Here is a 25,127-nt window from a genome sequence, read left to right as displayed (position 1 = left end):
ATTTAATCTTTTATTCGGTTGGTTATCATTTTTGCTCTTGCGAATAATTTAATTTGGAAAAATGGAGGGTCGCGAAAAAAATTCCCAGTTCATAAAGTAAACAGAGCGGGATCGCAAGGGTAATTTGGGATACAACATCGGGCGGTGTTAGTAACATCCCTAGAATAAAGGCAACCACAATAACATAAGGTCTGATCGTTTTTAAAAGACCTAAATCAATCAATTTTAAATGAATCAGGGTCAAACAAACCAAAGGAACTTGAAAACAAAATCCAAAAAGTAACAGCATCCTCGTGATAAAATCCAGAGCATACGTCATATCGGGCATAAATCGCACATCAGAAGGTACGGCTTTAGCAAAAAACTGGAACATAAACGGTAACACGAGATAAAAACAAAATAGCATACCCAGAACAAAAAGCACAACACTGGAAAGGAAGGCCCTGCGCAGGTTGTGACGCTCACGTTGATAAAGCCCAGGAGCAACAAAGCACCAGATCTGCCATAGAATAAAAGGCATTGAGCATAAGGTGGCGGCATTAACAGCAAGCTGAATGGGGGTTATCAAGGGTGAGGTAATTTGCGTGGCGATTATAGGCTGTGACTCAGGTAACGTTTTCAGTAAAGGTATAAAAACAGTATGTAACAAGTGATTCGCAAAGAAAAAAAACAGCAAAAAGAAGCTGGTAAAGACCAATAAAACGTGGATGATACGTTTACGAAGTTCAATTAAATGATTTAACAAGGATTACGCCCGGGTTGCAAATTCGCTGAACCCAAGTATAAAAAAAATCGCTCCTGAATAATATACCTCTCTGTGTCGGGGGTGCGAGTTAAAGAAGGGTTGTATTTGGATAAGGGATTAATGATGGTATTCTTGCTACAGTTCTGGTTACAACGTGGATGCCTCAGAGATACTTCAGGCTTCTTAATACAAGATTAAGCGTGCACACCATATCTACACTCTGGCTTCCTTGATTGCTATTGTTAGCTGAGCAAGAAATACCATCCATGTATTTAAAATAAGCCATTATTCTGTAGATAGCAAATGTATAATTGTTAAATTTAAGAAAAATCATTCTTGCCTTTGCATAACGATTATTTAAACACACAAAATATTGCATGAAATTGGCTGAGGTATTAGCGGTAGGTTATAATTGAAATTTAAATTTCAGGTGAAATGAAGTGAGCCATCGTCCTCGTAAGCGTTTTGGACAAAATTTTTTACAAAACAAGCAGATTATCCATGAGATTTTGAGCGCTTTACAGTTGCGGAAAGAAGATAAAGTAGTGGAAATAGGCCCGGGGCTAGGTGCTTTAACTCTGCCTTTACTCCGTTATTTAAACCACTTGACTGCTATTGAAATTGATACCGATTTACATACTCATCTGACTGAATTACCTGCTGCCCAGGATAAATTGCATTTAATTGGGGCTGATGCTTTAACTGTTGATTATAGTGAATTGGGTAGTAAGCTACGTATTGTGGGTAATTTGCCTTATAATATTTCTACGCCATTATTACTTCACTTAATGCATTCTATTTCTTCCATTGAAGATATGCATTTTATGTTACAAAAAGAGGTTGTTTCACGCCTGGCGGCTCGGCCAGGAACCAAAGCATATGGACGTTTAACTGTGATGATACAGTATTATTGTGACGTAGAATGGCTATTTGATGTACCTCCTGAGGCTTTTTATCCTCAGCCAAAGGTTGACTCGGCAGTCGTACGTATTACCCCGTATCAGGCATCCCCCTACTCATCGGTAAATATTCGTGTTCTTGAGCAGGTAGTAGCACAAGCTTTTGCCATGCGCCGAAAAACCTTAGCCAATAATTTAAAACCTTTACTTAATTCAGCGCAATTGTGTCATTTAGAAATTAATCCGCAGGCAAGACCTGAGCAAATTTCAATAAGAGATTATGTGCAAATAACGAATTTTATTGCGAAATAGTGTAAAATATAATATGGCACGAATACGCCCTCATCGACTGATGAGAAGATAATGTCCAGAGTCTAATAATTATAATATTTCTGTTCAAATTTTCATAATTTAAGAGTAAACCCTTGTACTGGGAGGTTGACTTGTTTCATCGACACAGAAAAATAAAGCTAACACCGGGCAAATCCTTAAAAGATTTAACGCGAATTGTTCCTTCTTCTCTCCTGCTTGGTGAAGAGAAACGAAGTCTTTTATTGCAGCAAATCAAAGAAAGGAGTGCTTTGGAAGATGTTCGTTTTGATAGTTTGTGCTTGAGTCTCATTCATAATTTGACAAATCATTGCCAAAACCTGCCGGAATCCTCGGCCAGTTATTATGCACAGCAGGGTGGGGTATTAGATTATGCTTTAAATCGTACCGAAGCAGCATTGGGTCTATTCCAAAATTATTTGTTAAACGAAGAACAAGACAATTTATCAGAAGAACAAAAATTATGGCAATATGCGCTTTTGTCCGCAGCACTCTTGCAAGGTGTGGGCAAATTGCAAATTGATTACAGTATTAATCTTTATGATAATAACGGACAGTTTTTAAAACAATGGAACCCTGTCCTGGAAAATCTGATAGCAGTTGGAAGTCATTACAGCTATGAATTTCAAAAAGAAACAGATGAAGAATTTCGTTGTCGTCTTAACTTGTTGCTCGCGCGCTTATTAATGCCAGCAAGCGGTTTCGCCTGGATTGCTTCCAATACACAGGTGTTGGCTATCTGGCTTGCTTTACTCAATGAAGATACTGAAGCCGCGGGAACTTTAGGTGCAATTTTAGTTCGCGCCGATGCGATTGCTATCCAGCGTTATTTTAATCAGTTAAGTTTAGGAGCCTATGGAGGAGCACGTGGTATTCGTTATGGACGAGCCAATACATTTGGAGTGGGCGTACCAGAATCACCTGTTAAAATAGAGAATCAGGTGGGTATAGAGTTTATTCAGTGGTTGCTTCAGTCACTGGAGTCCGGACGTATTATGGTTAATAAAGCACCTCTGTTTATGGTTCCTGGTGGTTTGTTAATTTCCCCCGAGATGTTTAAATGGTTTGTGCGAGAACATCCGGAGTTTAAAAATTGGCAGGCTGTGCAAAATGGCTTTTTATCTTTAGGTCTGCACCGATTGGCAGCCAGGAATGATATCAATTCACGCTTTGAACAAAGTAGCAATCAACAAATCCATAGCGGAATTGTTTTTGCAGATTATGCAACAGCTTTACCTGATAAAATACAGCTTCATCATTTACATACGGGAAAATCCACGAGCATTTCTGCTGTGGAACTGATTTATCAAGAGCAAGCTATCAGTAGTCAATTTACTCGCCAGCATCCAGTGCATTCAGAAAAATTTTTACCTTATCTGAATAAAAAAGGACAATGGCAGGTGGAGAGTAGAAAAACAGCGGCATTCTTACGGCCAGGGGTGCCTTACGGTGGTTGATTATGCCATAGGCGATGTGCAGGGTTGTTATGATCCTTTACAGCGCTTGCTTGAGCGAGTCGATTTTGATGATCATCGCGATCGTTTATGGTTTGTTGGTGATTTAGTCAATCGCGGGCCTCAATCGTTGGCTGTGTTACGTTTTATTAAGAGTCTTTCTATTATCCCGCGCATCACTCTGGGAAATCATGATTTACATTTGCTGGCTAAACTTTTTGTTCGCCCTTCTCGGGAAAATCGTGAAGATACTCTGCGTGAAATCTTAACGGCGCCGGATGCTGAGGAGCTTGGTCACTGGTTGCGTGGACAACATATTTTATATCATGATGAGGCGCTGAACATAGTCATGTCTCATGCCGGTATAGCTCCTGTCTGGGATCTTATGCAGGCAAAACGTTATGCCAGGGAGCTTGAGTCAGTTTTAGCCGGTGATCAGTACCAAGATTATTTAGCAGGGATGTATGGCAATGAGGCTGATTGTTGGTCAGAGGATCTGCAAGGCATAACAAAATTACGTGTTATCACTAATTATTTTACTCGCATGCGGTTTTGTAATTTGCGGGGGGGGTTGATTCTGACCTATAAAGGATCTCTTGCAAATGCGCCTGACGATCTTATTCCCTGGTATGCGGTGCCTGGTCGTAAAGTGATTAATGCCGATCTGGTTTTTGGTCATTGGGCTGCTTTAGAAGGTCAGTGCCCTGATCCTCACATTTACGCTATAGATACAGGATGTATATGGGGCGGTCACTTAACTGCATTACGTTTACAAGACAGGCGACGCTTCTCCGTTCCCGGGTTAATTTGATTGTATAAAATAATAAATTAACTCCTCTGCGCCATCAAAAAAACAACGTTACTATAAATTCACGCCGACAAACATGACCCCCACTTTCATAAAAAGTGCGTACGTTTTTAAATCCTGCTGTTACTTAAATATTTCAGAGTTTATAGTGGAAATTGCTGATAAACATCTATGCTTAAGATAAAGAGAGTCAAGAGTTCTTTTTAAGCTGGCATGGATTAAAGCGAATAAATTAGCCTATTTTTATTGGAAGGGATATTGCATTGCAAATCTAGTTGATTAGAAGTCTTATGCAGGGAGAAAAAGATGATGGAAACAACCGAAACAATATGGCAAAACGGTAAACTTGTCCCTTGGGCAGACGCGAAAATTCATGTGTTATCTCACGCGCTTCATTATGGCGGTGGTGCATTTGAAGGCATTCGATTTTATAAAACAGCAGAAGGCTCTGCCATCTTTCGTTTATCTGAACATATCGATAGGCTTTTTTATTCAGCAAATGTTTTGAAAATGACTTTACCCTATTCGAAAGAAGAAATTATAACAGCGGTTAAAGAAGTAGTAGGTAATAGTAAACTTGAAGCAGGCTATATTCGACCTATTGCTTTTTATGGCTATGGTAAAATGGGAGTTAATCCTCTGGGAAATCCTGTTGAATTTGTCATCGCTTGCTGGCCATGGGGAGCTTATTTGCCGTATGAAAGTATTGATATAAAAATAAGCCGATATATTCGCATTCATCCCGATTCCACAGTAGTTGATGCTAAACTATGCGGGCATTATGTAAATAGCATTTTAGCTTCTTTAGAATTGCAGGGAACTCATTATCATGAAGCTTTGTTTTTAGATTATAAAGACCACATAACGGAAGGAGTAGGCGAGAATTTTTTCATGGTAAAAGACGGTGTAATTTATACGCCTAAACTGGGAAGTATATTGTCGGGTATTACACGCGATACCGTCATTACTCTGGCAAGTCGTTGTGGTTTTAAGGTTGTTGAGGTGGATATTTCTCTTTATGAGGCTTATCAGGCTGATGAGGCTTTCTTTACCGGTACCGCAGCAGAAATTACCGCTATACGTTCTATTAACGATAAATTGCTGGGAAAGGGAAATGTAGGCAATATTACAGCAATCATAAAAAAAGCTTATCTTGATTTGGTTGAAGGGAGAAACAGCGAGCTAAGGGAATATTTGACGTTATGCTGATGAGCGGCGCGGTCAATTTAAACGAACGCTAACGGCTAAATTGTTGTTTACTGTAAGCTATTCGCGCATTAATTGATTCTTTGCCTAGCGCGGCCCGAGCTTCAATTTGCCGATAGCGTTTAAGTCCGCCTTCCCGATTGGCAATTTGAATATTTAAACCCGGCCTGGCGTTAAGTTCCAGCATTAAAGGTCCTTGGTCTTTATCCAGAACAATATCCACACCCAAATAGCCCAAGCCTGTTAATTCATAGCAACTGGCGGCAATTTCTAAAATTTTGTCCCAATAGGGAACAGTAAAATCCACAATAGGTGCGAGGGTGTCGGGATGAAAATCGATAGTGTCATTATGAAAAACACCACCTAATGTTTTACCTGTCGCTAAATTAATGCCCACTCCAATCGCACCTTGATGAAGATTCGCTTTGCCGCCGGAGAGTCGGGTAGGTAACCGAACCATGGCCATAGCGGGGTAACCTAACAAGGTAATAATGCGAATATCAGGGATTCCTTCATAGCTTACTTCTTTGAATACGGGATCTACAATGACCCGATGTTCAATAATGGCATAATCAGCATGCCCACCTAAACTATAAGCACCAGAGAGGAGGCAGGACAGATGATAGCTCATTTCGTTAAGGGTAGTTAATTTACCATTAATCTGGCGGTAACGTCCGAAAATACGATCGGTGACTACCAGAATTCCATCTCCACCTGCTCCATGGGCGGGTTTGATAACAAAATCCTTGTAGGGTTGTAAAATATGCTCCAACTCTTTAATCTGATGTTCGTTTTTTATAATTTCATACAATTGTGGAACGGCTATTCCTGCTTGTATTGCTAAACGTTTGGTTTGTAATTTATCATCAACCAAAGGATATCGTTTACGGTTATTGTATTTGAGAACGTAATCGCTATTACGTTGATTAATGCTTAAAATGCCGTGCTTATGCAAGCGACGATACAAATGCCACATCAATATTTCTCAGCCAGAACTTTAAAGCGAAACAGCTCGGAAAGTCTATAACCCCGATACTGACCAAACCATAGAATCAGCGCAAGCAATACGAGTAAAAGTTCAGGAAAGGCAAAAATCAGATATTGCAGAGGAGGATAATTCATCGCGCCAAAAGCAATCACCGCAGCCACAAGGCTGCCTACGCCCGACTTTATCGCTTCAGAGGCTCCTCGTTCATCCCAGGTAATGCACATGCGTTCAATCGTCATAGTCAAAATGACCATGGGAAAAAGTGCGACAGATAAGCCAGAATCAAGCCCCAGATTTTGGCTTATAACGCTAATAAAAATCATTAATACAATCACTACAGTGAGAATTGCAGCGAGCCGCGGGACAAGAAGCAATCGAAGTTGATCCAGATAAAAGCGTGCCAGTAAACCAAAGGAAACGATGAGAGTAAAAAGGGTAATTCCCCAAATCACGTGAGTTTCACGAAAGGCGAGAGCGATTAGCACAGGCATAAATGTGCCAAAAGTCTTGAGACCAATAAAGTTGCGCAATAATAGAATCACAAAAGCGCCAAGCGGAACGGTCAGCAGAATTTTATAGGTTTCCTGTACATTAACAGGAAGTTGTAACAAAGAAAAACGCAATAGTTGAGAATCAGTTTGTGAGCCTCTTGCTTTAGCAATAGTCAGCGCATTAATCGGCGTAGGCGAAACTGTCAGGTTGAAAAAGGGTTTTTTACCGCCTGTTACATTATAAACCGGGTCAAAACCATATTGCCAGACCAGAAAATTCCTGGGAAAACCTGCTCCTCCAGTACGGGGATTAATATAAGTCCATTCTTTACCATTATGAACAACTATAAACGATTTAAAATCAGCCTTGTTTTGTTGACTTAAATAAATTCCTTTGACCGGCATGGCGTAAATTTTTGCCTGGCTTAATATGAGAATGGCCGCGTTAATGATATTGTCATCATTAAATTCATTGCCTACAAGAAGTTTGGCATTCCCGTCTTTTTTATTAAGTTCTTTAATTGTGCCCTGCGCAAACGTCTGAATGTCTGCCGAGGACTGACGTACCTGATTAGTAATTGCATCTACAGCGGATTTTTGTGTTTCCATCAAAGGTTGCGCTTTTACAATGGGGGGTCTGGCTAAAGATGATTCGTTACTGTCAATTTCGCGAAATATAGCGCGATAATAAAGAGATTGCACGCCAGAACTGCGTCTTAGCGACCAGACTGTCTGGCGATTATAGCCATTTAAATTAGTGGTTACTCCATAATTGTGAGAAACAAAATATTCATCCAAAATTGCAAAATAAGGTGGCATATAAGGAATAGTAAAACTTGCTTTTACAGGTGTATTATGATCAGCAATGAAACGTAAATTGGCTTCAATCATCCAGCTGTTTACTGTTTCCGTGTCTGTTAATGGTACATCAAGAACAAGATGACGATAAAAAAAAATGCCTATCCCTAATACTAATAGAACAGTGATTAAACCATAAACATGACGTTTATTTGACTTCATTTTTTTCCACTTTTTTGGCTGTTATCAAAAAGGCATGGCTTGGATCAACCAGGCCATTAAACGCGATAATTGCGTCTCTACCAAGAAGCAGTGGGTAATTAAAGCGTTTGCGGTTAGTCAAATTGACCGGGATAGTGCGCATTTCATCGCCAATTTGAATAGACATTAACACAACAGGTCGCTTAATAGGTTCTGTTTTACCTTGCGGCGATAAATGTTCTCCTGCACGCACTTTAATACTGACTTTTCCGAGATAGGGCGAAGTAAATTCTACTTCCCCTGTTTTTCCTGGGACTTTAAAGTTCAAATAAGTTTGACCTTTTATTTTGGTTTCACGAATATTGATTGCACTAAGGGAGGCGGACTTGGCTCCAGTGTCAAATTTAGCCGATAGAGTCATGTTTTTATCAACCAGGATTGCTTTTTCTACATAGCCATAGATTATTTTTGCATCAACTGCCATAGAATATCCTGAAAAAAGTAAAAAGACAGGAAGAAAAACATTGCGCAAACTCATTAACGACCCTTTACTCGCATAACTAAATAGTGTTAATCCTAGCAGATTTGTACGCCTGCGCACAGACTATAGAGCTTAATTATAAGGGATTATCACTTAATTCAATGCATTACAACCGAATAGGTTTGTCAGGATACCCTTCTTTTTGGGAGGCTGGATAATCTGGATTCATATTGAAGAGATCTCTCACTTTTTGTTGGCTTTGTGATAAAATTACTGATGGCCGCTATTTTTGTATCATTTTCATTCAAAATGAAAATATAATTGCCCTTTATTCGCTAATTGGATATAATACTCACCATCTTAGCCATTGCCCTAATTAGCATGACAAATAACGAGTCGGGTTTTGCCAAGAAGTTTAAAATGTGGAGTGAGCAGAAGGCGAAAGCTCTACATGAAGCGAGGATTATTTATGCTATATATGGAGCATTGGATGGCCTGAGCATTTCCTACAGTACGTTCAAGTATTTTTTTGATGTTCATTTGTCTGACAGTCACTTTTCTTCTTCCGATGTCATGCACGACTGGATGGTTGCTCCTGAAGGCATATTGATTACCGCTACCAGTTCCTTAACGTTAATTGCTTTTTCTTTACTTGCTAATCATTTCGATGACGAGAAAGACAAGAAAAATACATTTAAACGTTACATTAACACAATATGGCCTTATTGTCGCGATATACTGAAGGGCTTGAAAAATGCTTATAAAGGAATTCGCAGCACGTTTCAGACAATCCATTTATTAAGTGGACAAAATTTAACCTCTCTTATTGTTCCAGTAGGTTTGTTATTAGGTTGCCTTTCGGTAGTTAACCGAATATGGGCGTTGCCAATGAAAAATAAGCGTAAAGCAATGAAGAAGGACAATGCCGCATTGCTGAAATCAATTCAGCACGAAGACTATTTAAAGGGCGATAATCTTAAGGAAAAAATTGCAAGAGATCGTGAAAAAATACAAGGTCAATCCATTCATGTAAAGAAAATGGGTTTGCTTTCATCTTGTTACGCAGGTATTGTCGATGGTCTTTATTTATATGTGGGTATCCTGGGACTTTGCTCATTAGTCCCGCCCGTTCTTATTGCAATGGTTTCATTTTGTTCAATTTGTTTGCTGGCATGTATAGCGACGCGTATGTATGAAGAATATAATTTCCAGCGTGAGGTAGTTATTTCGCAGGCCGAAATAGAGTTATACCTGTATGGTAGAGAAGTGGAATTAATGTATGCTGACCTGGAAAAGCTCAGCTTACTCGGAAATCAGACATTATTAAAAAATCACTTAAACAATCTCATAAAAAAGGCCGAATCTTTTGAGGCGAAACGAAAAGAGCTTTTTTCTCTTAAACAGCCGTCCTATATCTCGGCTTTTTTAAGAGGGTTGAAACATGGTTTGGCGCTTTATGGTGTTCTGACCAGTTTCATGTTTACTGTATCTATAATTCTTGTTTTATCTTCGGTTGCTTTCCCGCCAGCTTTTCTAATGGTTTGTGTTGCATTGGGAGTGGTCAGCATGGCAGGGTTTGTTATCCACTCTTTGATAGAAATTCATAGAACTAAAAAAAATGCGGAAAAGGGAAAAGAAATTTTACTGAAATCCGTTGATCAAATGTCTCATGGGGATTTAGTGCAGTTATTCAAACAGATTGACGCCACTGAAAAGGAAATTAAGAATTGGCAGCTGGAGAAAATTAAAGAGAAAATTAATAAGAGAATAATTGTTGATCCATCACCTCAATTTTTTTTCCAGGAATGGTTTGAAGTGATCCTTGAAATAGCGCGTTCCTGTTTTTCTGGCGCAGGAAAAGGCTGTAAGGCAATAGATTATACAATGAACCCTTTGCAGGAAGCAGATGAAAAAGGGCACTATCATGACACGCCCATTATGTTTCTCGTGATGGTAGCCAGTTCTCTTATCCATTCTATAGCTCTTGCTCTGAGGACGTATTCTCGCGGTTTTGGCAAATTAGATAAGGCAAAAAAACAAGTTCTTACCAGTGAGTCTGATAAATCGCCTTCGTTGCAAGGTAAACCAGAAAAAGTCAGGGAACCAGAAAAAGTCAGAGGGCGATCCTCTGGCTTTTTTTCGGACTCCTCCGCTACTTTTTTCCAACCTTCTCCAAATAATGTCAATCAGTCAAAGCCATTATCACCAGGTGAGCCAGAAAAAAGCAGGGGGCAACGTCCAGGTTTCCTTTCTCGCTCTTCATCTGTTTTTTTCCCCCCACCTTCACCAAAACACGCTGAAAGCAGTCGACCTTTTATTCGTTCCAGAAGTGCAGACAGTCTTGGACAAATGATGTCCCCAGTCTAATATAATTCGGGATTCATGGTCGGGTCGTTATACATTTTGAATTGATGATACACTCTGAATGTGCGTTTTTTATCGTTTATTTCATTAATCAGCTGGTGCAGACAGTTGCTCAATTGGTCTTGTTGACTAATAATAGTTTGCCATTTACGGTAACAGGTTTGGCGGTGCGCTTCATCGGTTTCCTGTCTCCTGCTTTGCAAAGCCATATGGTACGCTTTAAGAGCCAGAATGGATAATCGGTCAATCATCATTCCTGGTGTTTCCGAATGCACAGCACAGTAGTTCGGTTCAGCAGGTTGCAGCGTATTAAAAAGCCATTCATCCATGGCTTCCATGCGATTATTTCGCTGCTGATTATAATGATCTATTTCACGTTTAGCCTGATAAACAAATTCATAACCCATGTCATCACGCCTGGCTTTATCTTCTGCGTGCCAGAGTTGATAGTTAAATGCATGATTTTCTTCAACCAAGGCTAAAAAATGTTGCTCTTTGAAGAGGATGCCCGTTTCTTTCCAACGTACAATGCTATCCTGATGTAAATTGACAATTTCAGTGACTTGAATTTCATTGCTCATAAAAAGAGTCTCAAATGATGGCGTAAAAACAGAGAGTTTATCATGTCTTTTCATTTGTTGACGACAACCCGTGTCATTTCAACTTAATAGATTGAAGTACGCTTTGCTTTGGCCAGAATAGTATCAAGAGCTCGCGCAAAAGAAGCTTTTTCTTTCTCCCCCAATACCTTAGGTCCGCCCACGTTAACGCCACTGGCACGTAATTGCTCTCTCATGTCGCGTAAACCTAAACGTTGTTTAATATCATTAGCCGTATATAATTCGCCGCGCGGATTAAGTGCCAGAGCTTGTCTGGCAATCACTTCAGCGGCCAGAGGAATATCAGCCGTTATAACTAAATCGCCTGCTTCCAGATGCTGAACAATATAGTTGTCAGCATTATCAAAACCTTTATCAACGCGAACAGTCTTGATAAAACGTGAGCCTGGAATGGTTAAAAATGCATTGGCCACTAATATTAAATGGATTGCAGTTCTTTCTGCTGCGCGAAAGAGAATATCTTTAATGGCTTTAGGACATGCATCCGCATCTACCCATATTTTCATTATTGAAAAGTCATCTTACTGAAATAACGGTTATAAATTTTTAAATAACTCCCATCAGCTTCCATCGCCATTAACGTGTTATTAATCTGATGAATTAAATAGGTTTCCTTTTTGCCAGCCATTATTCCATAACCAATGCCTGCGGGTATCGCATCGCCAATTAGACGAAATAAAGTGCTGTTTGTCGCGTGCCAGTATTTTGCTGTTTGCCTGTCGGTAATAATAACATCGACCTTGTCATTGGATAAGGCGTGAAAGGTAGCTGAAAGAGTGGGGTATTCAATAATTTCACCCACATTATTATAGTGCGCAAGAACAACTGCTTTAAACACTGTGCCTTTTACTGTACCAATCCTCTTTCCTTGAATTTCGTCCATGTTGATAAAAGAAGAAGTATTGTTGGTAATAAATTGTCCTTTACTGGCAAGATAAGGGAGACTAAATAAAAAGTTGGCCTTTCTTGAAGGAGTAATACTAATGGAGCCAAGTCCTAATTTGATTCTATCTGCTAATAATTCGCTAAATATTTGTTCAAAAGTTAAGGGAATAAAATCGCAATCTGCTTTTATACGAGCACAGATTTCCAGCATCAAATCGATATCAAAGCCATAAAAATGTTTTTTATTATCGGCTTCTACTTCAAAAGGAGGATTATAAACAAGCGTACCAATCCGCAGCGGTTCGGCATGAAGCAGAAAAGCGCTTAATAAAAGAGGTAATAAAAACAATCGATTCACATTCATAGTCCTTTATTGTATAGTCTTCTCTTCTGAAGACAAGTCTATAATCTAAATAAGACAGTTGTAGTACAAAATTCCATTGACATTTATATCCTTGGCGGAAAGCTTGATTTTTTGCAACGCACTATTTCTCTTTATCTTAAATGCGTCGTTGCAAATCTTTACTCATCTCTACTTTTTGTGCAACTATTTAAATTAATTCATTGGAGAATAATTATGAAAGTCATTTGTTCCATGTTGCTGATTTTGATAACTCAAGTTGCAAACGCCGATGATACTATTCCTTCATCCTGTAAACCGGTTCCGGTACAAAATGAGACGGTTACATTGTCAGCAAAAAAACCACTTTTAGTAATGATTCATAATGTATCAGCCACCGATTTATGGATTACCCATCCGGTTTCAGAGCCAAGTGCCAGTGCAGGTTGGAGTAGTCGGTTGCAAGCAGGTAACTGGTCTGCGCTGGCGTTAGACAAAGAAGCTTTTGAGTTAAGCTGTATCGAATCGAAACCAGGGCATGAACAGCAGGTGCCTTGTAACGGTGCTATTACTGTATGTAGTTGGTCGGATGTTAAAATGCCTGTTGTACAAGGAGTAGGCACTTATTGGGCTGGTGAAAATATGTCGCTAACGGGATTAATTGCCCAATTAGGTGGCCGTGGTTTTGTATTACCTGCGGCATCGCAGTAAGTGCTAAATTTAACTATTTATTGAATGTGGTGAATGTGAGTAAAAAACCGAAGGATCCTTTTTATAAAAGGGAAAAAGAAAAATACGCAATACCCGTCCCAAGCCGCGAATTGATTATGCAGGTATTGGACGAGTTTGGTCGTCCTATGTCGCGTACGCAGCTCTTGGCGCAGCTTGACGTAAAAAAAGAGAATGAACAGGAAGCACTGGGTTTTCGTCTGAAAGCCATGCTGCGAGATGGTCAAATCATGCAGGATCGTCGCGGACGATTTTGTTTGCTGGGACGTATTAATTTACAACGTGGAACTATCCAGGGCCATCCTGACGGATATGGTTTTTTCATTCCTGATGAAGGGGGTGAAGACATGGTTCTTTCAGCCAAAGAAATGCGGACAGTGATGCACGGCGATTTAGTACTGGCGTATCAAACCGGTATTGACAGGCGAGGCAGGCCCGAAGGCAAGATCCATGAAGTTATCGAACATACCAATGTCAGTGTGGTTGGGCGTTTTTTTACGGAGCACGGAGTCGGTTTTCTGATTCCTGATAATAAACGTTTAACACAGGATATTTCTATTCCACTGGAATTTGCAGGAAGTGCTAAAAACGGCCAAATGGTATTGATTGAAGTAATTGCTTTTCCCAGTAAACGTAATCAGGCAATTGGCAAGGTTATTCATATCCTTGGTGATCATATGGCGCCAGGAATGGAAATTGAAGTGGCTATTCATGCACATGGAATTCCTGCTGAGTGGCCAGACGATGTGTTGGCGGAAGTAGGCAAAATTCCTCAACGCGTGACTGAGGATCAAATTCGGGATCGTACTGATTTAAGACATTTGCCTTTTGTTACTATTGATGGCGATGATGCTAAAGATTTTGACGATGCAGTTTATTGTTATCCTAAGCCTAAAGGAGGATATCAGCTTTATGTTGCCATTGCTGATGTGAGCTATTATGTTGCTGCCGGTTCTGCTCTGGATAAAGAAGCTGCACGGCGCGGCAATTCCGTTTATTTCCCCGGTAAGGTTGTTCCTATGTTACCGGAAGCTTTATCCAATGGTATTTGCTCTCTTAATCCTAAGGTAGACAGGCTATGTGTTGTGGCGGAAATGGCAATTACTGCGGAGGGTAAAATAAGTCGTTCCCGCTTTTATCGCGCCGTGTTTCATTCCCATGCTCGCCTGACTTACACGCAGGTTGCCCAATGGTTAGAAGAAGGCCACAGTGACGCACACTATGAATCTTTATGGCCTATGTTGCAATCTTTGTACGCACTTTATAATATTTTATTAACTGCGCGCAAAGGTCGTGGGGCAATGGATTTTGAAACGACTGAAACACGTATTGAATTTGATGAAAATAGAAAGATACAGCGAATTGTACCGGTGATTCGTAACGATGCTCACCGTTTGATAGAAGAATGTATGTTGGCCGCGAATGTGGCTACCGCCCGTTTTTTAGAAAAAGAGAAAATTCCCACCTTATATCGTGTTCACGCAACCCCTGATGAAGATAAAATTGGCGCTTTGCGCCTCTTTTTAGGAGAACTTGGACTTCAGTTAGGCGGAGGGAAAAAGCCACACCCTAAAGATTTTCAAAAGGTTTTAGCCAATTTAGGGGAAAGACCTGAAAAACATTTGATTGAAACAGTGATGTTGCGATCACTAAAACAGGCTCAATACATTGAAGAAAATGATGGGCATTTTGGTTTGGCCTATCCTGCCTATACCCATTTCACATCACCTATTCGGCGGTATCCTGATTTATTGATTCATCGTGCTATTGTTCACTTGCTTGATGGTAAAGAGATTGGCGCTTTTGAATATACAGATGAGGACATGAGTCGTTTGGGTAAACATTGCTCATCTACTGAGCGGCGGGCGGATGAAGCAACACGTGAAGTTATTGCCTGGCTTAAATGTGAATACATGCAGGGTAAACTGGGGCAGGTATTTCAGGGAACCATTTCAGCCGTGACAGGTTTTGGTATTTTTGTCGAGCTGGATGATATTTATGTGGAAGGTTTAGTCCATGTGACATCGCTCAAAAATGACTACTATGCGTTTGACGCGATTAAACATCGGCTGGTAGGCGAACGTGGTGGTCATGTTTACCGTCTCGGTGACAAGATGACAGTGCTACTTGCACGAGTTGATCTGGATGAACGTAAAATTGATTTTGAACCGGCAGAAAATGGGATTTTTGATGAGTGAGTGTTATGTTTATGGTGTCCATGCTGTGGCTGCTTTGCTTGCCAACCGCCATCGCTCTACAAAAAAATTATATCTTAATCAAGAGCGTATCGATAAACGACTTCAGGTTATTCTGGAGCTGGCAGAAGCTCAACAGATTCCTATAGAAAAATTGTCGACACAAAAAATGAATCAGCGTTTTGCAGAATTTAACCACCAGGGTATCGTAGCGAGCGCTGGTCAATTGGCTGAATATAGCGAAAATGATCTGCCCGCATTACTTGCAGCAAGTAAGCAGCCTTGTCTGTTATTGATTTTGGATGGAATTACCGATCCGCATAATTTAGGTGCTTGTTTAAGGACGGCTGATGCGACAGGAGTTGATTTCGTAGTCATTCCTAAAGACAAAAGTGCAACGATTACTCCTGTGGTGAGTAAAGTGGCTTGTGGTGCCGCTGAATCAATCCCTGTAGTGCGAGTGACTAATCTGGTTCGTGCAATGGAAATCATTAAAAAAAATGGCGTGTGGATTTATGGCGCCGCAGGTGAAGCGAATGAAACCTTGTATACTGTTGATTGCAAAGGTTCGCTTGCTTTGGTAATGGGCGCGGAAGGCGAAGGCATGCGCCGCTTGACGCGCGAACATTGCGATGGTCTATTTGCCTTACCTATGGTTGGTTGTGTAGAAAGCTTAAACGTTTCTGTGGCAGCAGGTGTCAGTTTGTATGAGGTGTTGAGACAGCGTTCTTGTTAATCAATATCAGTCTCGTTGAATTATTTTTCCAATAGATATTTTATGCGCAACAAGGTATAATTTTTCCTTTTTGTAAATAAAAAATCAATAATATTGAAAGGGTTATGAATTATCTAAAGGACAGGAAGCTTGTTTTTTTGCCTGCCGCCCCCTCTGCCTGAGTAATCGTAAGTGTTCACGGAATAGGTAATTAAGAAGTATCTAACATCAATGTTTTTCCCGCCTGCTCGGAAAGACAAGTCATGGAACAAAGCCTGGAAGACAAAATTTGCATATCCCGCGAACACTTACGAGTAATCTGACCTGGATTACTCCGATTTTGTGTTATTTTTTTGTAAAATAATGAATGGTTTTACTCAATCGGGAAACTAATTCCATAATTTCTTCTTCATTAATAATAAGAGGGGGTAACAGTCGGATTACTGTATCAGCCGTTACATTAAAAAGTACGCCGTATTGAAGACCGATAGTTCGTGCCTCAGTGGCAGGTCTATCCAGTTCAATACCTAACATGTAACCTCTGCCACGAATGGCGCGAACGCATGAAAGCTCCCCCAATTCCTGCATCAGTTTTTCTTTTAGCAAGACACTGTTTCGTGTGACTTGCTCACAAATTTTATCTCGTTCTATTACCTCTAAAACAGTTAAGGCTGTAGCGCAGGCAAGAGGATTTCCGCCAAATGTTGAACCGTGATTACCGGGTTTAAATAAATTACTGGCCTCATTAGCCATCAGACAGGCGCTAATAGGGATACCATTCGCTAATCCTTTGGCTGTTGTAATAATATCGGCTTTAACATCAGCGTGCATCGAGGCAAAAAATTTACCGGTGCGGCCATTTCCTGTTTGAATTTCATCCAGTATAAATAGCCATCCTTGTTCCTGGCAGAGCTGGGAGACAGCCTGCAAGTAAGCATCATCGGCAACAAAGATACCTCCTTCGCCTTGAATAGGTTCAAGCATGACTGCAACAATATCCTCACGATTGGCAGCAATAGTTCGAAGCGCCTCAATATCATTAAATGGCGCCCGAATGAAACCAGGAACGAGAGGCTCAAAACCTGCTTGTACCTTGCGACTTCCGGAGGCAGTTAACGTGGCCATTGTTCTTCCGTGAAATGCACGATCCATAACGATAATGGAGGGTGTGTCAATTCCTTTTTTATGACCATAAAGACGAGAAAGCTTGATAGCTGCTTCATTGGCTTCCGCGCCGGAGTTAGCAAAAAAAACCTGTTCCATATTACTGAGAGCAGTCAGTTTTTCTGCGAGTAATTCCTGGTCTTTAATACGGTAGGTATTTGAAGTATGTAATAATTTTGCAGCCTGTTGTTGTATGGTGCGTGTTACATCGGGATGTGCATGGCCGAGGCCACAAACTGCAATGCCACTTAAGCCATCCAGGTAGGCTTGCCCCTGTTCATCATATAACCAGACTCCTTCACCGTGAGTGAAAGTTATTGGCAACGGATTGTAACTTGTGACTAACGCCATGAAAATTCCTTATTAATGGTAAGCGTTCACGCAATGGCGTCAACGTAAAGCCAATTTTTATTACTTGCGTCCCGCAACCTGATGTATGTCGGATTCCGCAGCCAGGCTGCGGAACGCAAGATTGTCTTTAAGTGGATACTATCAGGTTTGTTAAAATTAATAGCCTTCTTTTAGCGTTTAAATTCCAGATAAAAGAGACTTATTAACGCAGGTTATCAGCAGCGAAATCCCAGTGAACCAAAGACCAAAATGCTTTCAGATAGTCAGGACGTGCATTGCGATAATCAATATAATAAGCATGTTCCCATACGTCACACGTTAGAAGAGCATGCAGATTTTCTGTCATTGGTGTCCCTGCATTGCTGGTACTGATTATTTTAAGCTCCCCCATTTTATCCTGAACCAGCCAAGCCCAGCCGGAGCCGAAAGTTGCTATCGCTGTTTGAGTGAATTGATCCTGAAAGGCAGCAAAAGAACCAAAAGCCTTCTTGATGGCATCAGCCAGTCGACCTGTTGGTTCACCGCCACCATTTGGACTCAGGCAATGCCAGTAGAATGTATGATTCCACACTTGTGCTGCATTATTGAAAACTCCCCCGGACGATTTTTTGATGATCTCTTCCAGACTCAGATTTTCATCATTGGTTCCGGCAATAAGCTTATTCAGGTTATTGACATAAGTGTTATGGTGTTTTCCATAATGATATTCCAAAGTTTCTTCAGATATATGAGGCGCTAATGCGTTTTTTGCGTAAGGTAAAGGGGGTAAAGTAAAGGCCATAAAAAAACTCCTTAATGTTTGTGAAGTGATAGTTTAGCAGGAATCAGTATAAGTGGTAGTAAGGTTTATTATTATTCTCTTTTTCTTAAAAGTTAAAAAACAGATGCGGTTGCTAACTGATCTTATTTTCGCCATAATTAGGGTGTTTTTATTATTTTTAAAATAGGTGCTTAGTGGACACAATTGATAAAATAAAACAGCAAATCGCTGAGAATGCAATATTATTGTATATGAAAGGCAGTCCCAAAATGCCTCAGTGTGGTTTTTCAGCACGCGCTGTACAATGCATCGATGCTTGCGGTGTAGCTTTTGCTTACGTTGATATCCTCGCAAATCCTGACATTCGTCAAACATTGCCACAATATGCTGATTGGCCTACTTTCCCACAACTTTATGTCAAGGGAGAATTAATTGGTGGTTCAGATATCATTGCAGAGCTTTATCAACAAGGGGAGTTAGAGTCTATATTGCGCGAAGCTGCCGCCGCGCTTTAGCACAAGGTAATGAATAGAATGCCTGTTTGTCATTTATTTGAAAAGTAATGACAGGCATGTCCACATGTTTAACGAAGGAGAATATGAATGAGTGTTTTAGTTGGAAGAAAGGCCCCTGATTTTACGGTACCTGCTGTTTTGGGTAACGGTGAAATTGCTGAGAAATTTAATTTACATGAAGAATTAAAAGGTAAATACGGATTAGTGTTCTTTTACCCTCTTGATTTTACCTTTGTTTGTCCATCAGAATTGATTGCTCTTGACCATCGTATGCATGAATTTGAAAAACGTGGTGTTTCAGTAATTGCTGTTTCTATTGATTCTCAGTTTACGCATAATGCCTATCGCAATACGTCCGTTAAAGAAGGTGGTATTGGTCCTGTTAAATTTACACTTGCTGCTGATATGACCCATACAATTTGCCAGTCCTATGGTGTCGAGCATCCTGTAGCAGGTGTGGCTTTTCGCGGCGCTTTTATTATCGATAAAAACGGCATGGTACGCTCGCAAATTGTTAATGATTTGCCTATCGGTCGTAATATTGATGAACTTTTGCGCATTATCGATGCGGTACAGTTTTTCGAGGAGTATGGGGAAGTTTGTCCTGCAGGCTGGCAAAAAGGCAAAGCAGGTATGAAAGCTTCACCTAAAGGCGTTGCGCAATACCTTTCGGAGCATTCTGATTCTTTATAATTTTTTTAATCCAAGGGTCGCATCCATTACTGCGACCCCGGATTATTCAATTGCCAGGTATTAAGCATAATACAAAATAAATCCGCTGTTTTTTCCGCATCGTAAATTGCAGAGTGAGCTTCTCGGGTGTCAAAATCAATACCCGCTGCTTTTGCAGCTTTGGCCAGGACAGTTTGTCCATAGATAAAGCCGGCAAGGGTTGCCGTATCAAAGCAAGTAAACGAATGAAAAGGTGAGACAAGTTTTGTTCGTTTAACGGCTTCTTTTATAAATAACAAATCGAACCAGGCATTGTGTCCAACTAATACAGCTCGTTGGCATTTGCTTTTTTGTAAGGCTCGGTTAATTGGCGCGAACAATTTTTGTAATGCCTGTTTTTCATCAATAGCAAAGCGCAGAGGTTGAAAGGGATCAATTTGATTGAACTCCAGCGATTTGGCGTCGAGTATAGCGCCTTCGAAAGGCAGAATATGTTCAAAATAGGTAGCCGATCGCTTAAAAACACCTTCTTCATTGATTGTTATTAAAACAATACACATTTCCAGTAATGCATTTTTTTGGGGATCAACACCTGCTGTTTCTACATCCACAACAACGGGTAGAAAACCGCGAAACCTGTCTTTCAATTGTAAACCTGGCATTTGATTACATGAACTCATGAATACTCCATTGCAGGGTTTCACCTGCTGCTACCGGGACGACTGGTTCTTGTCCCAAGGGTAAAATGTCAGGTATCAACTGTGCTTCTTTTCTTAAAACAAGTTGGGTTTGATTCACTGGCTGGTGGTAAAATTCTGCACCAAAACGCCCCAGGAAATCACTAAGATTAGCCAGGCAATCGAGTGACTCAAAAATTTGAGCATACAATGCTACAGCAAAAGGAGCAGAATAAATACCGGCACACCCGCAGGCATTTTCTTTGGCAGATAGAGGATGCGGGGCACTGTCTGTGCCTGCAAAAAATTTTCGATTGCCACTTGTTACAGCCATCTGCAAGGCATTTTGATCGCTCTCTTTTTTTAATACAGGAAGACAATAATAATGAGGGCGGAGCCCTCCGGCAAAAAGTTGATTGCGGTTATAAAACAAATGATGCGGAGTAATAGTTGCCACGACTTGTTCTCCAGCCTGACTAATAAATTCAACGGCTGTTTTTGTTGATATATGTTCCAGTACAATACGAAGTTTGGGAAAATTATGTATTAAAGGAACTAAACAGGTATTAATAAATTCCTCTTCCCGATAAAAAATATCACCATGAGTGATTTCTCCATGAATTTGTAATACAAGATTTTGCTGCTGCATGGTTTCTAATAAAGGATAAAGTCCACGTAAAGAGCGCACTCCTTCCTCTGAGTTGGTTGTCACTCCAGCCGGATACAACTTTGCCCCTAAAATATAAGGATAATTTTTTATCTTTTCTAACTCATCAGTGGTCACATTTTCGTTTAAGTATAATGTCATTAAAGGTGAAAAGGATGTATTTTCCTGGAGTACCTTCAGAATTCGCTCGCGATAAGCCACTACTTCGGCGATGGTGGTAAGCGCTGGTTTCAAATTTGGCATTACCAGAGCACGTGAGAAGTGCCGCGCTGTTGCGGGCACTGTATGTTGCAAAAATAAACCGTCACGAAAATGAACATGCCAATCATCAGGCTGAGTGATTATCAAAGTTTGCACAATAAAGGTTCCAGTGAGTTTGCCGATACTGAAGAATAACATAATTTATAAACTGGATGAGCAAAAAATGGGATTACGGCAATTAATCACACTCCTGCTTACAGGAATTATACTATTCTTTACTCTACCAGGTATTGCTCAACCTGTGACAATTAATTACTCAAGCCCTATGGGTGAAGAAAAATGGCGAATGAGTGGCAGTCGCCTTCGTTGCGGTCTGGCTTTAACCATACCTGATTATGGAATTGCTTATTTTGAACAATATGCTGCAAAACCAGCTCATTTTATTATGAGTAAATGGCAACAGAATACTCGCCAACATCCGGCTGTTGTTTTTGCCAAACCCCCTGTCTGGAAACCGGGGCAACAGGTTTTTCTAATAACCAAAACAACAGTAAACCCGGGAGAGTATGGTTTTTATTTGCCGCAAAATACGACTATTAAACTATTAAATTATCTGGCTGAAGGTTATCAAGCCAGTTTTCAATATCTTTCCGAACAAGGTTTTCCTACTTCTGTATCGCTTTCACCTGTACGTTTTCAAAAAGTCTATGCACGTTATCAACGCTGCCTTGGTAATTTATTATCTTTCGATTACTCTAGTGTTCGCCAGACTGTATTACTCTTTGATACCGATAGTTTTGAGCTGAGTGATAAGGCGAAACAACAATTACAACGAGTTGCAGAATATAGTCTCGCCGATCAAATGGTAAAACGTATCTGGATTGGAGGTTATACCGATGATACAGGACGAAAATCGTATAATAATGCAGTATCAGAAGAACGAGCCAAATCAGTAAAAGAATATTTGTTAAACCTTGGCTTGCAGGAAAATTATCTGGATATAACCTGGTTTGGGGTGAAAAACCCGGCTGAACCCAATGATACGGAAGCAGGAAAAGCTGCTAATCGTCGAGTTGTCATTAAGATTATCAAATAATTAATTGAGTGTAAAAACAGTGTATGTTGCGTTATTAAAACGAGGTTATAACCTGGTATCGTTAATCGTTCTTTTTCCCAAGAAATAGTTAGCAATTATCAATGATGCACATAAAAATATAAACACTTTTTTCCGCATAAGGATATAAATACCGAAAATAATTAATTACCTTGTAAGTTATCAGTTTTATCTGATACAGTATTAACGGTTTAGCCAAGGTATTGATTCCAAATAGTTAATAAGTTGCATCATCGATTTATTGAAACGCTCCGATGAGTTTGTGCTGCGGGATTTATAGCTTTACACTCGATAGTGATGGCAGATTAATTACTGTGAGCATAAAAAAAACATTATCGATTGTCAGGTTAAATAATTTGCAGAATTAGTAGAGAAATTTTGTGGAAATAGTGTTGACTTTGATAAACTGGCGCTTGATAATTTGCCTATGTACGTTCTCGGATAGAGCGATGATTGCGTACTGTGGTCAACACCATGTTGTGGTTTGACGGCTAAACGGGAAATTAATAATAAAAAAGTGGAGATGAAGCATGTTAAATTTGAAGAAAACAGCGGTAGCTGTTCTTGCTTTAGGTAGCAGTGCAGTATTTGCTGGTACTATGGGTCCTGTTTGTACCCCTGGTAATGTCACCGTTCCTTGCGAGAGAACTGCCTGGGATTTCGGTGCTCAAGCTTTATACTTACAAACAACCCTGAGCAATGGTGATCGATTTTTCGGTTTTGGTGATGTGACTGCTCCTGCTGGTCTCCGTAATTTTGGAGATAATAACTGGGCATGGGGTTTCCAAATCGAAGGCTCTTACCACTTCCAGACTGGCAATGATTTCAATGTGAATTGGTATCATTTAACTTCTAGTGGTTCTGACCGTTCTTTTGATGGTTTCTACAGCTTCAATCAACGTCCACGTTGGGATGCTGTAAACTTTGAATTAGGTCAGCATGTTGATTTCAGCGAGTGGAGTACTATCCGTTTCCATGGTGGTGCACAGTATGGTCGCATTGGTCATCATCACCGTCACTACTACCTGGGCGCTTTGGCCAGAAGAGATCGTAGTACATTCAATGGATTCGGTCCCCGTATTGGTGCTGATCTAGGCTATCAATTAGGAAATGGTCTTTCTGTATACGCAAAAGGTGCTACAGCATTGTTAGTTGGCAGCAACCGTATAGATTACAGCAGTGACTTATATCCTATTGATCCTGTATTTGATCCTAACTACTATCCATCACGTGATCGTTCAAGATCTACAGTTGTTCCAGAGCTTGAAGGTAAATTAGGTGCTAAATATACTTATGCTATGGCACAAGGTGATATAACTCTGGATGCTGGTTACATGTGGGTCAATTACTTCAATGCACAACGTAGTGTAAACCCTGTGTTCCTGGGTGGTTCTGCTACTCCTGTTGCTGTTGATGTCCGTGAAAGTAACTTTGGCATAAACGGTCCATACCTTGGTTTGAAATGGGTTGGTAACGTATAATTGCTGATCTAGCAGTGTTTTAGTAAAGCCCATCACCTGTTGATGGGCTTTTTTTTGATAAACGGAGTGATCATGTTGAAAAAAACAACCATAGCAATTTTTGGTTTGATAGGGAGTGGCTTTACATTTGCGGGAATGTATTCAGCTCCACCTGCGCCTTCTTGTGTTCCGGGTGACGTAACTGTACCTTGTGAAGTTCGACAATGGGATATTGGCTTGCAGGCACTCTATTTTCAACCTGCCTATACTAATTATGAAAATTACAATTCAGGAAATAATTCTGGAAGAGAGATTGCAAAATGGGGTTGGGGTTATCGTTTGGAAGGGTCCTACCATTTTAATACGGGTAATGATTTAAGTATGACCTGGATGCATTATGACAATACTACCAGACGGAATGGCTTTTCTGAGTTAACTCCTTTTTCTCAATCACCACTTTCTTATCATTTGACTTTAGATAACAAATTTGATCAGGCCAATTTAGCACTGGGGCAGCATGTTAATTTAGGCGCTCGCAACAGGGCTCATTTTTATGGCGGTTTGCAATATGCCAAAATACGTGTCGACTCAATAGATAATTACAGAACGGTTCCTTTGGCTCTAGTGGTGGCAGCAGGAGCAACCAGTTTGCAACAATTCAGGAATGATTCTTTTGATGGCATTGGTCCAGTTCTTGGCATTGATTATTCATACGATTTGGCCTATGGGTTTAGTGTGACCGCTAATACCGCTTTCTCTGCCCTTTATGGTTCTACTCGTCACGTTACCGGTTATGTAATTGGTCCAAATGGATTAGTTGAGAACGCATTTTCAAATAGCCGAAAAAATATAGTACCTGGGATGGGAGCCAAACTGGGGCTGAAATATGGATATGGATTTGCCGAGGGCGTACTTCATCTGGAAGGTGGCTATCAAGCTATTAACTATTTCGATGCATTTGAGTCTCAAAGAGTACTGGTTGGTTTGCAAAATCTTTCTTTAGCCAGTAGTAATTTTGCGCTCTATGGACCCTATTTTGGCGCCAAATGGGTAGGCAACGTTTAAATTTGATCAACTTGTTTTTGTGTCTCAAAAAGATTAGTCTGGTACCCCTTTCGCTCTGAAAGCTGAGCGAAAGGGATTTCAGACTAATGCAAGCATAGTATTCTAAATCCTGTAGATATTTTCAGCGCGGCCAGAATAATTCTTTCAATTATTATTGTTTTTCTCAAGTTGGCATGGTTTGAAACAAAATAACTTATCTTTCCTATGCTTTTATTTAAAAGCATATTGTTCA

Annotated in this window: 24 protein-coding genes; 13 read left to right on the top strand and 11 right to left on the bottom strand. The window is 40.3% G+C overall.

Features of this window, described 5'->3' with window-relative positions; all coding sequences use genetic code 11:
* Positions 1–25: 25 nt before the first annotated feature.
* Complete coding sequence (gene tatC, locus T345_RS0108450; RefSeq protein ID WP_028388974.1) at positions 26–745, bottom strand: twin-arginine translocase subunit TatC; 720 nt, start codon at positions 743–745, stop codon at positions 26–28.
* A gap of 440 nt (positions 746–1,185) precedes the next feature.
* On the opposite strand from tatC, the gene rsmA reads away from it, so the two are divergent.
* The 4 genes from rsmA (at position 1,186) to T345_RS0108430 (ending at position 5,445) form a co-directional block, all read left to right on the top strand.
* The gene (rsmA, locus tag T345_RS0108445; RefSeq protein WP_028388973.1) at positions 1,186–1,956 is read left to right on the top strand and encodes a 16S rRNA (adenine(1518)-N(6)/adenine(1519)-N(6))-dimethyltransferase RsmA; all 771 of its coding nucleotides are present in this window, start codon (positions 1,186–1,188) and stop codon (positions 1,954–1,956) included.
* A gap of 131 nt (positions 1,957–2,087) precedes the next feature.
* On the top strand, positions 2,088–3,431 hold the full coding sequence (locus T345_RS0108440; RefSeq protein WP_028388972.1) for a TraI domain-containing protein: 1,344 nt from the start codon (positions 2,088–2,090) through the stop codon (positions 3,429–3,431).
* The gene (locus T345_RS0108435; protein ID WP_028388971.1) at positions 3,424–4,239 is read left to right on the top strand and encodes a symmetrical bis(5'-nucleosyl)-tetraphosphatase; all 816 of its coding nucleotides are present in this window, start codon (positions 3,424–3,426) and stop codon (positions 4,237–4,239) included. Before T345_RS0108440 ends, T345_RS0108435 begins: the two co-directional genes overlap by 8 nt.
* A 303-nt stretch (positions 4,240–4,542) precedes the next feature.
* Entirely contained in the window at positions 4,543–5,445 is a 903-nt protein-coding gene (locus T345_RS0108430) for a branched-chain amino acid transaminase (protein WP_028388970.1), read from the top strand.
* A 28-nt stretch (positions 5,446–5,473) separates the two neighbouring features.
* Here the strand turns inward: T345_RS0108430 and T345_RS0108425 are convergent, their stop codons facing one another.
* Genes T345_RS0108425 through T345_RS0108415 form a run of 3 tightly spaced genes read right to left on the bottom strand, consistent with a single transcriptional unit; the run spans position 5,474 to position 8,458 of the window.
* Positions 5,474–6,418: an alpha-L-glutamate ligase-like protein gene (locus tag T345_RS0108425; RefSeq protein WP_028388969.1), complete on the bottom strand. Its 945-nt coding sequence runs from the start codon at positions 6,416–6,418 to the stop codon at positions 5,474–5,476.
* Positions 6,418–7,941: an inactive transglutaminase family protein gene (locus T345_RS0108420; protein WP_028388968.1), complete on the bottom strand. Its 1,524-nt coding sequence runs from the start codon at positions 7,939–7,941 to the stop codon at positions 6,418–6,420. Before T345_RS0108420 ends, T345_RS0108425 begins: the two co-directional genes overlap by 1 nt.
* Positions 7,928–8,458: an ATP-dependent zinc protease family protein gene (locus T345_RS0108415; RefSeq protein ID WP_028388967.1), complete on the bottom strand. Its 531-nt coding sequence runs from the start codon at positions 8,456–8,458 to the stop codon at positions 7,928–7,930. Before T345_RS0108415 ends, T345_RS0108420 begins: the two co-directional genes overlap by 14 nt.
* A 363-nt stretch (positions 8,459–8,821) precedes the next feature.
* Between T345_RS0108415 and T345_RS13900 the strand changes: the two genes are divergently transcribed.
* On the top strand, positions 8,822–10,768 hold the full coding sequence (locus tag T345_RS13900; protein ID WP_051555207.1) for a hypothetical protein: 1,947 nt from the start codon (positions 8,822–8,824) through the stop codon (positions 10,766–10,768).
* Here the strand turns inward: T345_RS13900 and T345_RS0108405 are convergent.
* The 3 genes from T345_RS0108405 to T345_RS0108395 form a co-directional block, all read right to left on the bottom strand.
* Positions 10,765–11,346, bottom strand: coding sequence for a DUF4254 domain-containing protein (locus T345_RS0108405; RefSeq protein WP_028388966.1), 582 nt, complete (start codon positions 11,344–11,346; stop codon positions 10,765–10,767). The genes T345_RS13900 and T345_RS0108405 overlap by 4 nt on opposite strands.
* 83 nt (positions 11,347–11,429) lie before the next feature.
* Entirely contained in the window at positions 11,430–11,891 is a 462-nt protein-coding gene (locus T345_RS0108400) for a YaiI/YqxD family protein (RefSeq protein ID WP_028388965.1), read from the bottom strand.
* On the bottom strand, positions 11,891–12,628 hold the full coding sequence (locus T345_RS0108395) for a transporter substrate-binding domain-containing protein (RefSeq protein WP_165476862.1): 738 nt from the start codon (positions 12,626–12,628) through the stop codon (positions 11,891–11,893). Before T345_RS0108395 ends, T345_RS0108400 begins: the two co-directional genes overlap by 1 nt.
* A 219-nt stretch (positions 12,629–12,847) precedes the next feature.
* On the opposite strand from T345_RS0108395, the gene T345_RS0108390 reads away from it, so the two are divergent.
* The 3 genes from T345_RS0108390 to rlmB are packed head-to-tail and all read left to right on the top strand — an operon-like array spanning position 12,848 to position 16,270.
* On the top strand, positions 12,848–13,321 hold the full coding sequence (locus T345_RS0108390) for a hypothetical protein (RefSeq protein WP_028388963.1): 474 nt from the start codon (positions 12,848–12,850) through the stop codon (positions 13,319–13,321).
* Positions 13,322–13,356: 35 nt separating this feature from the next.
* Entirely contained in the window at positions 13,357–15,537 is a 2,181-nt protein-coding gene (rnr, locus tag T345_RS0108385; protein WP_028388962.1) for a ribonuclease R, read from the top strand.
* Positions 15,530–16,270, top strand: coding sequence for a 23S rRNA (guanosine(2251)-2'-O)-methyltransferase RlmB (rlmB, locus tag T345_RS0108380; protein WP_028388961.1), 741 nt, complete (start codon positions 15,530–15,532; stop codon positions 16,268–16,270). The genes rnr and rlmB overlap by 8 nt, the downstream gene beginning before the upstream one ends.
* A 324-nt stretch (positions 16,271–16,594) precedes the next feature.
* On the opposite strand, the gene T345_RS0108375 is transcribed toward rlmB, so the two are convergent.
* Together T345_RS0108375 and T345_RS0108370 are read right to left on the bottom strand one after the other, a co-directional pair.
* A complete protein-coding gene (locus T345_RS0108375) occupies positions 16,595–17,764 on the bottom strand; it encodes an aspartate aminotransferase family protein (protein ID WP_028388960.1) in 1,170 nt (389 codons plus the stop codon).
* A gap of 202 nt (positions 17,765–17,966) precedes the next feature.
* A complete protein-coding gene (locus T345_RS0108370; protein ID WP_028388959.1) occupies positions 17,967–18,545 on the bottom strand; it encodes a superoxide dismutase in 579 nt (192 codons plus the stop codon).
* Positions 18,546–18,718: 173 nt separating this feature from the next.
* Here T345_RS0108370 and grxD point away from each other — a divergent pair, with 173 nt between their 5' ends.
* Together grxD and T345_RS0108360 are read left to right on the top strand one after the other, a co-directional pair.
* The gene (grxD, locus tag T345_RS0108365) at positions 18,719–19,039 is read left to right on the top strand and encodes a Grx4 family monothiol glutaredoxin (protein WP_028388958.1); all 321 of its coding nucleotides are present in this window, start codon (positions 18,719–18,721) and stop codon (positions 19,037–19,039) included.
* A gap of 87 nt (positions 19,040–19,126) precedes the next feature.
* Positions 19,127–19,732: a peroxiredoxin gene (locus T345_RS0108360; protein ID WP_028388957.1), complete on the top strand. Its 606-nt coding sequence runs from the start codon at positions 19,127–19,129 to the stop codon at positions 19,730–19,732.
* 26 nt (positions 19,733–19,758) lie between these two features.
* Here T345_RS0108360 and rnt read toward each other — a convergent pair whose 3' ends face one another.
* A complete protein-coding gene (gene rnt, locus T345_RS0108355; RefSeq protein ID WP_028388956.1) occupies positions 19,759–20,391 on the bottom strand; it encodes a ribonuclease T in 633 nt (210 codons plus the stop codon).
* Positions 20,378–21,412 (bottom strand): dihydroorotase, encoded by a 1,035-nt coding sequence (gene pyrC / locus T345_RS0108350; RefSeq protein ID WP_028388955.1) that lies wholly within the window; start codon positions 21,410–21,412, stop codon positions 20,378–20,380. The genes rnt and pyrC overlap by 14 nt, the downstream gene beginning before the upstream one ends.
* A 67-nt stretch (positions 21,413–21,479) precedes the next feature.
* Between pyrC and T345_RS0108345 the strand changes: the two genes are divergently transcribed.
* From T345_RS0108345 to T345_RS0108335, 3 genes are all read left to right on the top strand, one after another.
* Complete coding sequence (locus tag T345_RS0108345) at positions 21,480–22,352, top strand: OmpA family protein (protein WP_131777783.1); 873 nt, start codon at positions 21,480–21,482, stop codon at positions 22,350–22,352.
* Between the two features lie 548 nt (positions 22,353–22,900).
* Entirely contained in the window at positions 22,901–23,851 is a 951-nt protein-coding gene (locus tag T345_RS0108340) for an Lpg1974 family pore-forming outer membrane protein (RefSeq protein WP_028388953.1), read from the top strand.
* A gap of 72 nt (positions 23,852–23,923) precedes the next feature.
* Positions 23,924–24,895 carry an Lpg1974 family pore-forming outer membrane protein gene (locus T345_RS0108335; RefSeq protein ID WP_028388952.1) on the top strand — a complete coding sequence of 324 codons (972 nt, stop codon included), beginning with the start codon at positions 23,924–23,926 and terminating at the stop codon, positions 24,893–24,895.
* Positions 24,896–25,127: the final 232 nt, after the last annotated feature.

It is taken from the genome of Legionella fairfieldensis ATCC 49588 (assembly GCF_000621525.1).
Lineage (GTDB): Bacteria > Pseudomonadota > Gammaproteobacteria > Legionellales > Legionellaceae > Tatlockia > Tatlockia fairfieldensis.
The sequence above is the reverse complement of the archived record's forward strand: the minus strand, read 5'-3'. Positions and strand labels throughout refer to the sequence as shown.

What these genes read in the sequence shown, in the direction of transcription:
- T345_RS0108335 (WP_028388952.1), top strand. Translation starts at nt 23,924, where the DNA reads ATGTTGAAAAAAACAACCATAGCAATTTTTGGTTTGATAGGGAGTGGC.
- T345_RS0108345 (WP_131777783.1), top strand. Translation starts at nt 21,480, where the DNA reads ATGGGATTACGGCAATTAATCACACTCCTGCTTACAGGAATTATACTA.
- rnt (WP_028388956.1), bottom strand. Translation starts at nt 20,391, where the DNA reads ATGAGTTCATGTAATCAAATGCCAGGTTTACAATTGAAAGACAGGTTT.
- T345_RS0108420 (WP_028388968.1), bottom strand. Translation starts at nt 7,941, where the DNA reads ATGAAGTCAAATAAACGTCATGTTTATGGTTTAATCACTGTTCTATTA.
- T345_RS0108415 (WP_028388967.1), bottom strand. Translation starts at nt 8,458, where the DNA reads ATGAGTTTGCGCAATGTTTTTCTTCCTGTCTTTTTACTTTTTTCAGGA.
- T345_RS0108390 (WP_028388963.1), top strand. Translation starts at nt 12,848, where the DNA reads ATGAAAGTCATTTGTTCCATGTTGCTGATTTTGATAACTCAAGTTGCA.
- T345_RS0108430 (WP_028388970.1), top strand. Translation starts at nt 4,543, where the DNA reads ATGATGGAAACAACCGAAACAATATGGCAAAACGGTAAACTTGTCCCT.
- T345_RS0108340 (WP_028388953.1), top strand. Translation starts at nt 22,901, where the DNA reads ATGTTAAATTTGAAGAAAACAGCGGTAGCTGTTCTTGCTTTAGGTAGC.
- T345_RS0108425 (WP_028388969.1), bottom strand. Translation starts at nt 6,418, where the DNA reads ATGTGGCATTTGTATCGTCGCTTGCATAAGCACGGCATTTTAAGCATT.
- T345_RS0108375 (WP_028388960.1), bottom strand. Translation starts at nt 17,764, where the DNA reads ATGGCGTTAGTCACAAGTTACAATCCGTTGCCAATAACTTTCACTCAC.
- T345_RS13900 (WP_051555207.1), top strand. Translation starts at nt 8,822, where the DNA reads ATGTGGAGTGAGCAGAAGGCGAAAGCTCTACATGAAGCGAGGATTATT.
- T345_RS0108405 (WP_028388966.1), bottom strand. Translation starts at nt 11,346, where the DNA reads ATGAGCAATGAAATTCAAGTCACTGAAATTGTCAATTTACATCAGGAT.
- rlmB (WP_028388961.1), top strand. Translation starts at nt 15,530, where the DNA reads ATGAGTGAGTGTTATGTTTATGGTGTCCATGCTGTGGCTGCTTTGCTT.
- T345_RS0108370 (WP_028388959.1), bottom strand. Translation starts at nt 18,545, where the DNA reads ATGGCCTTTACTTTACCCCCTTTACCTTACGCAAAAAACGCATTAGCG.
- T345_RS0108400 (WP_028388965.1), bottom strand. Translation starts at nt 11,891, where the DNA reads ATGAAAATATGGGTAGATGCGGATGCATGTCCTAAAGCCATTAAAGAT.
- T345_RS0108360 (WP_028388957.1), top strand. Translation starts at nt 19,127, where the DNA reads ATGAGTGTTTTAGTTGGAAGAAAGGCCCCTGATTTTACGGTACCTGCT.